The organism is Nocardioides sp. T2.26MG-1, assembly GCF_950101795.1.
Taxonomy (GTDB): domain Bacteria; phylum Actinomycetota; class Actinomycetes; order Propionibacteriales; family Nocardioidaceae; genus Nocardioides.
In genome coordinates this window covers 26,291-35,868 of sequence record NZ_CATNLZ010000013.1, presented here as the reverse complement: position 1 = coordinate 35,868, position 9,578 = coordinate 26,291, and the positions used below count along the sequence as shown (strand labels likewise).

9 protein-coding genes are annotated in these 9,578 nt (G+C 70.7%); all 9 read right to left on the bottom strand.

The window, feature by feature from the left end; translation table 11 throughout:
- Positions 1-167: 167 nt before the first annotated feature.
- The 9 genes from QQZ14_RS12230 to QQZ14_RS12190 all read right to left on the bottom strand — a co-directional run bounded on the left by QQZ14_RS12230 (position 168) and on the right by QQZ14_RS12190 (position 9,573).
- A complete protein-coding gene (locus QQZ14_RS12230) occupies positions 168-2,399 on the bottom strand; it encodes a RelA/SpoT family protein (RefSeq protein WP_284534597.1) in 2,232 nt (743 codons plus the stop codon).
- A gap of 92 nt (positions 2,400-2,491) precedes the next feature.
- Entirely contained in the window at positions 2,492-3,049 is a 558-nt protein-coding gene (locus QQZ14_RS12225; RefSeq protein WP_284534596.1) for an adenine phosphoribosyltransferase, read from the bottom strand.
- The gene (gene secF / locus QQZ14_RS12220; protein WP_284534595.1) at positions 3,046-4,290 is read right to left on the bottom strand and encodes a protein translocase subunit SecF; all 1,245 of its coding nucleotides are present in this window, start codon (positions 4,288-4,290) and stop codon (positions 3,046-3,048) included. The genes QQZ14_RS12225 and secF overlap by 4 nt, the downstream gene beginning before the upstream one ends.
- Positions 4,290-6,014, bottom strand: a complete 1,725-nt coding sequence (gene secD / locus QQZ14_RS12215; protein ID WP_284534594.1) for a protein translocase subunit SecD — start codon at positions 6,012-6,014, stop codon at positions 4,290-4,292. Before secD ends, secF begins: the two co-directional genes overlap by 1 nt.
- A gap of 1 nt (position 6,015) precedes the next feature.
- A complete protein-coding gene (yajC, locus tag QQZ14_RS12210; protein WP_284534593.1) occupies positions 6,016-6,339 on the bottom strand; it encodes a preprotein translocase subunit YajC in 324 nt (107 codons plus the stop codon).
- 148 nt (positions 6,340-6,487) lie between these two features.
- Complete coding sequence (gene ruvB / locus QQZ14_RS12205; RefSeq protein ID WP_284534592.1) at positions 6,488-7,570, bottom strand: Holliday junction branch migration DNA helicase RuvB; 1,083 nt, start codon at positions 7,568-7,570, stop codon at positions 6,488-6,490.
- Positions 7,571-7,574: 4 nt separating this feature from the next.
- On the bottom strand, positions 7,575-8,174 hold the full coding sequence (ruvA, locus tag QQZ14_RS12200) for a Holliday junction branch migration protein RuvA (RefSeq protein ID WP_284534591.1): 600 nt from the start codon (positions 8,172-8,174) through the stop codon (positions 7,575-7,577).
- Entirely contained in the window at positions 8,171-8,710 is a 540-nt protein-coding gene (gene ruvC / locus QQZ14_RS12195) for a crossover junction endodeoxyribonuclease RuvC (protein ID WP_284534590.1), read from the bottom strand. The genes ruvA and ruvC overlap by 4 nt, the downstream gene beginning before the upstream one ends.
- Before the next feature lie 83 nt (positions 8,711-8,793).
- Positions 8,794-9,573 carry a YebC/PmpR family DNA-binding transcriptional regulator gene (locus QQZ14_RS12190; RefSeq protein WP_284534589.1) on the bottom strand — a complete coding sequence of 260 codons (780 nt, stop codon included), beginning with the start codon at positions 9,571-9,573 and terminating at the stop codon, positions 8,794-8,796.
- Positions 9,574-9,578 lie beyond the last annotated feature (5 nt).

Sequence of the window (9,578 nt, the reverse complement as noted above, 5' to 3'; positions counted from 1 at the left end):
AAGCGGGCCAGCGCCGACTACTCCGGCTGAGGACCACCAACACCTGCGTGGGCACTCCGTAGCGCTACGCGTGCGGCCGCAAGGCGCCGACGCGAAGGCGACCTTCGAGCGAAGCGGGTCGTCGAGCGCCGGCAACGCAGCGGACGCTCCGTAGCGCTGCGGAGGGGCTATTGAGTGACGCGGTAGGCGTCGAAGACGCCGGGCACGGAACGGACGGCCTTGAGCACGTTGTCGAGGTGCTTGGCCTCGGCCATCTCGAAGGTGAACCGGCTCTTGGCGACCCGGTCGCGGGTGGTCGAGAGGTTGGCGCTGAGGATGTCGACGTGCGCGTCTGAGAGCGCCATCGTGATGTCGGAGAGCAGCCGGGCCCGGTCGAGCGCCTCGACCTGGATGTTCACCAGGAAGCTCGACTGGCCGGTCGGCGCCCACTCGACGTCGAGCAGCCGCTCGGGCTGGGCCTGGAGGCTGGCCGCGTTGGTGCAGTTCGTGCGGTGCACGGAGACTCCCCCGCCCTTGGTCACGAAGCCGAGGATCGGGTCGGGCGGCACGGGCGTGCAGCACTTGGCGAGCTTGACCCACACGTCGGCCGCACCCTTGACGATCACGCCGGCGTCACCGCCCGGCTGGACGTTCGAGCGCGATCGGCGCCCGGTGATCGTGACGCCCTCGGCGAGGTCCTCGGCGGCGCCCTCATCGCCGCCGTGGAGGTCGATCACGCGGCGGACGACGGCCTGGGCCGACAGGTTGCCCTCGCCGACCGCGGCGTAGACCGCGGAGACGTCGGCGAGCTTGAAGTGGCTCGCGGCCTGCATCAGCGACTCGTGCGACATCAGCCGCTTGAGGGGCAGCCCCTCCTTGCGCATCAGCTTGCCGATCTGGTCCTTGCCGCGGTCGATCGCCTCTTCGCGGCGCTCCTTGGTGAACCACTGCCGGATCTTCGAGCGAGCCCGCGGGGACTTCACGAACCCGAGCCAGTCGCGCGACGGTCCGGCGTTGGGGGCCTTGGAGGTGAAGACCTCGACCACGTCGCCGTTCTCGAGCGCGGACTCCAGCGGCACCAGCCGGCCGTTGACCCGGGCGCCGATCGTATGGTGGCCGACCTCGGTGTGCACGGCGTAGGCGAAGTCGACCGGGGTCGCCCCGGTCGGCAGCGCGATCACGTCGCCGCGCGGCGTGAAGACGTAGACCTCGGCCCGGTTGATCTCGAAGCGCAGCGACTCCAGGAACTCCCCCGGGTCCTCGACCTCGTTCTGCCAGTCGAGCAGCTGGCGCACCCACGTCATGTCGTCGAGGTCGCCGGCGCGCTCGGTGTCGACGCCGGCGCGTCCGTTCTCCTTGTACTTCCAGTGCGCGGCGACGCCGTACTCGGCACGGCGGTGCATCGCGAACGTGCGGATCTGCAGCTCGACGGGCTTGCCCTGCGGGCCGATCACCGTGGTGTGCAGCGACTGGTACATGTTGAACTTCGGCATCGCGACGTAGTCCTTGAACCGGCCCAGGACCGGGTTCCACCGCGAGTGCAGGACGCCGAGGACGGTGTAGCAGTCGCGGTCGTTCTCGACCAGCACGCGGATGCCGACCAGGTCGTAGATGTCGGAGAACTCCCGGCCGCCGACGATCATCTTCTGGTAGATCGAGTAGTAGTGCTTGGGTCGGCCGGTGACCGCGGCCTTGACCTTGGCCTCGCGCAGGTCGGCCTCGACCTGGGCGATCACCTCGGCGAGGAACTGGTCGCGCGACGGCGCCCGCTCGGCGACCATCCGGACGATCTCGTCGTAGATCTTCGGGTGCAGCGTGGCGAAGGCGAGGTCCTCCAGCTCCCACTTGATCGTGTTCATGCCGAGCCGGTGCGCGAGCGGCGCGTAGATGTCGAGGGTCTCGCGCGCGACCCGCTCCTGGGTCTCCTGCTTGACGTAGCGCAGCGTCCGCATGTTGTGCAGCCGGTCGGCCAGCTTGATGACCAGCACCCGGATGTCGCGCGACATCGCGACGATCATCTTGCGGATCGTCTCGGCCTGCGCGGAGTCGCCGTACTTGACCTTGTCGAGCTTGGTCACGCCGTCGACGAGCTGGGCGATCTCGTCGCCGAAGTCCTGCCGCACCTGCTCGAGGGTGTACGGCGTGTCCTCGACGGTGTCGTGCAGCAGCGCCGCCGCGAGCGTCGGCTCGGTCATCCCGATGTCGGCGAGGATCGTGGTCACCGCGAGCGGGTGGGTGATGTAGGGGTCGCCGCTCTTGCGGGTCTGGGTGCCGTGCATCCGCTCAGCGGTCTCGTAGGCCCTCTCCAGCAGCGCCAGGTCGGCCTTGGGGTGGTTGGCCCGCACCGAGCGGAACAGCGGCTCCAGCACCGGGTTGGCGCCCTGGTTGCGGGTGCCCATCCGGGCGAACCGGGCGCGCATGCTGCGGGTCGAGGGCGCGGGCTCCGAGGCGCGCCGCTCCTGCTCGGGCGGGGCGGTGCGTTCCTCGGTCACCCGTTAAGTCTACGTATCTCTCAGACCGTCATCAGCGTGGTGAGCGGGACGGTCCCGATCTCGTGCCGGCCGGGGAGGAAGCCCAGCTCCATCAGCATGGCGACCGCATGCACGTGGGCCCCGCACTGCTCGACCAGGTCGATGGTCGCGCGCGCCGTGCCGCCGGTGGCCAGCACGTCGTCGACGAGCAGCACCCGGTCACCGGGCGCGAGGGCGTCCTGGTGCACCTCGAGCGTGGCCTCGCCGTACTCCAGGGCGTAGGAGACGGCGTACGTCGCACGCGGCAGCTTGCCGGCCTTGCGGACCGGGACGAACCCGACGCCGAGCGCGAGCGCCACCGGTGCGCCCAGGATGAACCCGCGCGACTCCATGCCCAGCACCTTGTCGACGACGGGCTCGCCCGTCTCGTCGCGGCCGGGTGCCGCGAGCGCGGCGACGACCGCGGCCAGCGCGGCGTGGTCGGCGAGCAGCGGGGTGATGTCCTTGAACAGGATCCCGGGCTCGGGGAAGTCCGGGACGTCGGCGATCAGCGCGAGCGCGTCCGCCAGACCGGCCGCACCAGGGGCGGGGAGGGTCACTTCTTGCCTCGCTTGGAGCGCGGCTCGCGGGTCGGCTGAGCCCGCCCGGCCGCGCCCGAGGGCCGAACCGGTCCACGGGCCTGGGGCGCCACCCGGCCGCGGCCGGCCGCGCCGGGCGCCCGGGCCTCGCGCGTGGGAGTCACCGGCTGCGAGATCGGGCCGTCGTCCTCGGGCTCGTCGTACTCCCCGGGCTCGGCCGCGATCGGCATGTCCTCGCTGAACGACGGGACCGCGGCGTAGCGGTCGGCCTCGATCTTCTTCTGCCGCGCCTTCTCGCGCTTCTCGGCCTGCATCACGTCGGTCTCGCCGGCCTTGAGCTGCACCAGCAGCGGGGTGGCGATGAAGATCGAGGAGTAGGCGCCCGCGGCCATGCCGACGAACAGCGCGAGCGCGAGGTCCTTCAGCGTGCTCGCGCCGAGCTGGACGGCTCCGACGTACAGGATCGCCCCGACCGGGATCAGCGCCACGATCGAGGTGTTGATCGAGCGGACCAGGGTCTGGTTGACCGCGAGGTTGGCGGCCTTGCCGTACGTCGTGCGGCTCTCACGCAGGTTCTTGGTGTTCTCGCGCACCTTGTCGAAGACGACGACGGTGTCATAGAGCGAGAAGCCGAGGATGGTCAGCAGGCCGGTGACGGTGGCAGGGGTGACCTCGAACCCCGACAGTGCGTAGACGCCGATGGTGATCACCACGTCGTGGGCGAGCGCGACGATCGCGGCGACCGACATCTTCCACTCGCGGAAGTAGGCCCAGATGAACAGCACGACGAGCACCAGGAAGACCACCAGCCCGGTGCCGGAGCGCTTGGCGATCTCCTTGCCCCAGCTCGGCCCGATCTCCTGCACCTGGATGTCGGACGCCGTGGCACCGGTGGCGTCGGTGATGACGCCCCTGATCTGGTTGCTCTCCGCCGACGTCACCGGCTTGACCTGGACGATGATGTAGCCCGAGGCGACCGTGGTGACCACGGGCTGCTTGGCGGCGTCCAGGCCGGTGTCCGCGACGTCCTCGCGGACCTGGTCGGCGAGGTCCTGGGTCACATCGTCCTTGGCGATGTTGACCTTGTACTCCGCACCGCCCACGAACTCGATGCCCATGTCCAGGCCCTTGACCGACAGGCCGAGGACGGCGAGCAGCACGATGACGCCCGACATGGCGTACCAGAGCCACTTGCGGCCGACGAAGTCGATCGACTTCTCACCGGAGTAGAGGTGGTTGCCCAGGCGCGAGAACTTGCCCATCAGGCCCTCCCTCCCACGGTGTTGATCCGGTCGACGCCGAGCGCCTCCCTGTCGAGACCGGAGAGCTTGTGCCCCCGGTTGAAGAACGAGTACCTGCCCAGCACCGTGACCAGCGGGTGCGTGAACCAGAAGAACACCGCGAGGTCGATCAGCGTGGAGAGGCCCAGCGCGAACGCGAAGCCCTTCACCACGCCGGCGGCGAAGATGTAGAGCACCACCGCGGCGAGCAGCGAGACCGTGTCGGCCGCGAGACAGGTGTTCCGGGCCCGCTTCCAGCCCGCCTGCACCGCGACCCGCATCGACTTGCCGTCTCGCATCTCGTCGCGGATCCGCTCGAAGTAGACGATGAACGAGTCCGCGGTGATGCCGACCGCGACGATCAGGCCGGCGATGCCGGGGAGCGTGAGAGTGAACCCGGCGGTCTTGCTCAGCAGCAGCACCATCGAGTAGGTCACCGCTCCGGCGATCAGCAGTGACGCAATCACCACAACGCCGAGCCCGCGGTAGTAGAACAGGCAGTAGATCATCACCAGCAGCAGGCCCACGATGCCCGCGGTGACGCCGGCGGAGAGCTGGTTGCCGGCCAGCGAGGCGCCGATCTGGTCGACCGACGTGCCGTCGTCCGCGAACGAGATCGGGAGCGCGCCGAACTTCAGGCTGGTGGCCAGGGACTGCGCCGAGGTCTTGGTGAAGTTGCCGGTGATCTGGGCATCGCCGTTGGGGATGACACCGGTGAACCCGGGGTGGGAGATCACCTGGCCGTCGAGGACGACTGCGAACTGCTGGTCCGTGTTGACCATCGCGCGCGACAGGTCGGCGAACACGCCCTTGCCCTTGCCGCCGATCTGCAGCTGGACGATCCACTGCAGGGAGTCCGACGGCAGCGTCGCCTGCGCGCTGTCGAGGTCGGTGCCCTCGACGGCGGCGGGCGAGAGAAGGAACTTCACGGCCTCCTCGCCCTCGGCCTCGACGCCACAGGTCACCAGGAACTTGTCCGGGGCGTCGACGACGGGGTCCTTGGCGGGGCAGCTGTAGGAGTTGTACGCCTCGATCGCGGCCTTGCCGGGGTCGGTCATGAAGTCCAGTGCCATCTGGGCAGAGTCGCCCGAGGCTTCGGCCGGCGCGTCCGAGGCCGACTCGGTCGGGGACCCGCTCGCGGACTCGGTGGGCGAGCCCGAGCTCGTCGGGGACGCGGACGTCGACGGCTTCGGCGTAGCGGTCGGCTTCGCCAGCACGCCAGGACGGTTCTTGGGGCTGCCCGTCGCCTTGTCGGACGGCGTGGCCGAGGGCTGGTCCGAGGGCACGACCGACGCGCTGTCGCTGGGCAGCACCGGCGAGGTCGTGGTGCCGCACGGACCGGGATCGATGCTGGAGCAGGCGACCGTGCGGAACCGCAGCTGCGCGGTCCGCGTCGCGAGGTCGACGAGCGAGTTGGACGTGTCGCCGGGGATCTCGACCACGATGTAGCGGTTGCCCTGCGTCGTCACCTCGGCCTCGGTGACGCCGCGAGCGTTCACGCGCTGGTCGATGATGCTGGCCGCCTCGTCGAGCTGGTCCGGCTCCGGGTTGCCGTTCGCGGTCATCGTGATGCGGGTGCCGCCCTTGAGGTCGAGCCCCAGCGCGGGCTTCCAGGTCCCCCCGAGGGCGACCAGGCCGTAGGAGATCACCGTCACCAGGAAGAACACCACGAGGGTGCGTCCGGGGCGGAACGCCTTGCGTGCCATGTCAGCTCTCCTCCGGGCCGGAGTCGCTCCCCGGCCGCTCATCGGTCACGTCCGGCTCGTCCGCCGGATCGTCGACCTTGCTCGCGATCGTCCCGACCGCGCCCCGCGCGACCTTGATGCTCACCCCGGGCGCGACCTCCACCATCAGGTGGCCGTCCTCGAGCTCGCGGACGGTGCCGTAGACACCGGACGTGAGGACGATCTCGTCTCCTACCGTCAACGAGGACTGCATGCGTCCGAGTTCCTTCTGCCGCCGACTGGCCGGTCGGATGATGAACAGCCAGAACAGCAGGGCGATGCCGACAAGCGGCAGCAACTCCAGCACGGAACAACCTCTCGGACGAGCTCGGACGACGTGGCACGGCTGGCTCGCGAGCGGGCTCACCGGTGCGCGGCCCAGACCGGGCCGGTCGACGGGCAAGCATAACCGTGCGGTCGGGTGCGCCCGCGAATCCGGGGGGCCTCGGCGCGCGTCAGTCCTCGAACAGCGGCGGGTCGGTCTCGGGCAGGGTGAGCGCGGGGGGTGGTGTGAGGCCGAGGTGCTCCCACGCGGCGGGGGTCGCGATCCGGCCCCGCGGCGTACGGGCCAGGAAGCCGTTGCGGACCAGGAACGGCTCGGCGACCTCCTCGACGGTCTCCCGCTCCTCGCCCACCGCGACCGCCAGGGTGGAGACACCGACCGGGCCGCCGCCGAACCGTCGGCAGAGCGCGTCGAGGACCGCCCGGTCGAGCCGGTCGAGGCCGAGCTGGTCGACCTCGTAGAGGTCGAGGGCGTCCCGGGCGACCGGCAGGGTGACCACGCCGTCGGCGCGCACCTGGGCGAAGTCGCGCACCCGGCGCAGCAGCCGGTTGGCGATGCGCGGGGTGCCCCGGGAGCGCGAGGCGATCTCGGCGGTGCCCTCGGGGACCGCGTGCACGCCGAGCAGCCGGGCCGAGCGCTTGATGATCAGGTCGAGCTCGTGGGCCTCGTAGAACTCCAGGTGGGCGGTGAAGCCGAACCGGTCGCGCAGCGGGCCGGGCAGCAGGCCGGCGCGGGTCGTGGCCCCCACCAGCGTGAACGGCGGGATCTCGAGCGGGATCGCGGTGGCACCGGGACCCTTGCCGATGACGACGTCGACGCGGAAGTCCTCCATCGCCATATAGAGCATCTCCTCGGCGGGCCGCGACATCCGGTGGATCTCGTCGACGAAGAGCACATCCCCCTCGTTCATCCCCGAGAGGATCGCGGCGAGGTCGCCGGCGTGGGTGATCGCCGGGCCGCTCGTCAGCCGGAGCGGGACGCCCATCTCGCTGGCGATGATCATCGCCAGCGTGGTCTTGCCGAGGCCGGGCGGGCCAGAGAGCAGCACGTGGTCGGGTGCCCGCCCGCGGCGGCGAGCCGCCTCGAGCACCAGGCCGAGCTGGTCGCGGACCCGCACCTGGCCGACAACCTCGTCGAGCGTGCGCGGCCGCAGCGCCGCCTCGACCGCCCGCTCGTCGCCGTCGGCGTCCACGGCGGTCAGCGACCGGTAGTGGGTGGCCTCGGCCTCGTCGAGATCCTCCTCGTGGAAGGTCATCGGCTCACGCCTTGCTCAGCGTGCGCAGGGCGGCGCGCAGCAGCGCCGCGACGTCGGGCACGTCGCCCGCCTCGGGGGCGACCGCGTCGACCGCCTTCTCGGCGTCGCGCGCCGGCCAGCCGAGGCCCACCAGGCCCTGGTGGACCTGGTCGCGCCACACCGCGCCCTGCGTCGGCGCGACAGCGGACCGGCCGGCACCGGTCGGCGCACCGATCCGGTCGCGCAGCTCGAGGATGATCCGCTGCGCGCCCTTCTGGCCGATGCCCGGCACCCGGGTGAGCCGTTTGACGTCGTCGCCGGCGATGGCGAGTCGCAGGTCGTCGGGCGAGAGCACCGCGAGCATCGCCTGGGCGAGCTTGGGTCCCACGCCCGAGGCCGTCTGCAGCAGCTCGAAGGTCTGCTTCTCGTCGTCGTCGACGAAGCCGAACAGCGTCAGGGAGTCCTCGCGGACGACCATGCTGGTCGGCAGCGTCGCCTGCTGGCCAACCCGCAGCGTGGCCAGGGTGCCGGGGGCGCACATGAGCTCGAGGCCCACTCCCCCGACCTCGAGAACGGCGCTCGAGAGCGTCACCGCGGCGACCTGGCCGCGCACAAAGGCGATCATCGTCTGCTCCCTGATGGTCGAGCGTTTCGAGAGGCGGCCACCGCCGCGTCGATCCTGGCCTGGGCTCCGCCCCGCCAGATGTGGGTGATGGCCAGGGCCAGCGCGTCCGCGGCGTCCGCGGGCTTGGGCATGGCGTCGAGGCGGAGGATGCGGGTCACCATGGCGCCGACCTGGGCCTTGTCCGCCCGGCCGTTGCCGGAGACCGCGGCCTTGACCTCGCTGGGGGTGTGCAGGGCGATCGGCAGACCGCGGCGGGCCGCCACGACCATCGCCACCCCGCTGGCCTGGGCGGTGCCCATCACCGTGCTCACGTCGGAGCGCGCGAAGACCCGCTCGATCGCGACCGCGTCGGGTGCGTACTCCTCGAGCCACGCCTCCACGCCCCGCTCGATCGTCACCAGCCGCTGCGGCACCGGCAGGTCCGCCGAGGTGCGCAGCACGTTGACGTCCACGAGCGTGAGCGGGCGGCCCATCGAGCCGTCGACCACGCCCATGCCCATGCGGGTCAGGCCGGGGTCGATCCCGAGCACGCGCATCTGGCCGCCTTCCGTCCGAACAGGTGTTCGGAGGCCACGCTAACCGCCCGCTCCCCCGATGCCCGGGAGACACGCCCGGGACACTAGGCGTCGATCGACTCCAGCACGTCGTCGGGGATGTCGGCGTTGGTGAAGACGTTCTGCACGTCATCGAGGTCGTCGAGGGCGTCGACCAGGCGGAACACCTTGCCCGCCACGTCGACCTCGGCGACCGGGATGTCCAGCGTCGCGACGAACTGCACCTCGGCCGAGTCGTAGTCGATGCCGGCGGCCTGCAGTGCGGTCCGCACCGCGACCACGTCGGAGGCCTCGGACTGGATCTCGAAGCCGTCGCCGAGGTCGTCGACCTCCTCCGCGCCCGCGTCCAGCGTCGCCTCGAGGATGTCATCCTCGCTGATCTCCCACGGCTTGCCGCCGCGCTCCTGGGCCTTCTCGACCACCACGACGCCCTTGCGGGTGAACAGCCGCGAGACCGAGCCCGGGTCGGCCATGGTGCCGCCGTTGCGGGTGACCGCGGTCCGGACCTCCATCGCCGCCCGGTTGCGGTTGTCGGTGAGGCACTCGACGAGCAGCGCCACGCCCTGCGGTCCGTAGACCTCGTACATGATCGTCTCGTAGTCGACGCCGCCGCTCTCGAGACCACCGCCGCGCTTGACCGCGGAGTCGATGTTCTTGTTGGGGACCGACGACTTCTTCGCCTTCTGGATCGCGTCGTAGAGGGTCGGGTTGCCGGCCGGGTCGGGGCCGCCCATCTTGGCCGCGATCTCGATGTTCTTGATCAGCTTGGCGAACAGCTTGCCGCGCTTGGCGTCGATCGCGGCCTTCTTGTGCTTCGTGGTCGCCCACTTGGAGTGGCCAGACATGGCGT

Excerpts from the sequence above, each read along its gene's own strand:
- QQZ14_RS12230 (WP_284534597.1), bottom strand. The coding sequence starts at position 2,399 with ATGCGCGCCCGGTTCGCCCGGATGGGCACCCGCAACCAGGGCGCCAAC.
- secF (WP_284534595.1), bottom strand. The coding sequence starts at position 4,290 with ATGGGCAAGTTCTCGCGCCTGGGCAACCACCTCTACTCCGGTGAGAAG.
- secD (WP_284534594.1), bottom strand. The coding sequence starts at position 6,014 with ATGGCACGCAAGGCGTTCCGCCCCGGACGCACCCTCGTGGTGTTCTTC.
- ruvB (WP_284534592.1), bottom strand. The coding sequence starts at position 7,570 with ATGACCTTCCACGAGGAGGATCTCGACGAGGCCGAGGCCACCCACTAC.
- ruvA (WP_284534591.1), bottom strand. The coding sequence starts at position 8,174 with ATGATCGCCTTTGTGCGCGGCCAGGTCGCCGCGGTGACGCTCTCGAGC.
- ruvC (WP_284534590.1), bottom strand. The coding sequence starts at position 8,710 with ATGCGCGTGCTCGGGATCGACCCCGGCCTGACCCGCATGGGCATGGGC.
- QQZ14_RS12190 (WP_284534589.1), bottom strand. The coding sequence starts at position 9,573 with ATGTCTGGCCACTCCAAGTGGGCGACCACGAAGCACAAGAAGGCCGCG.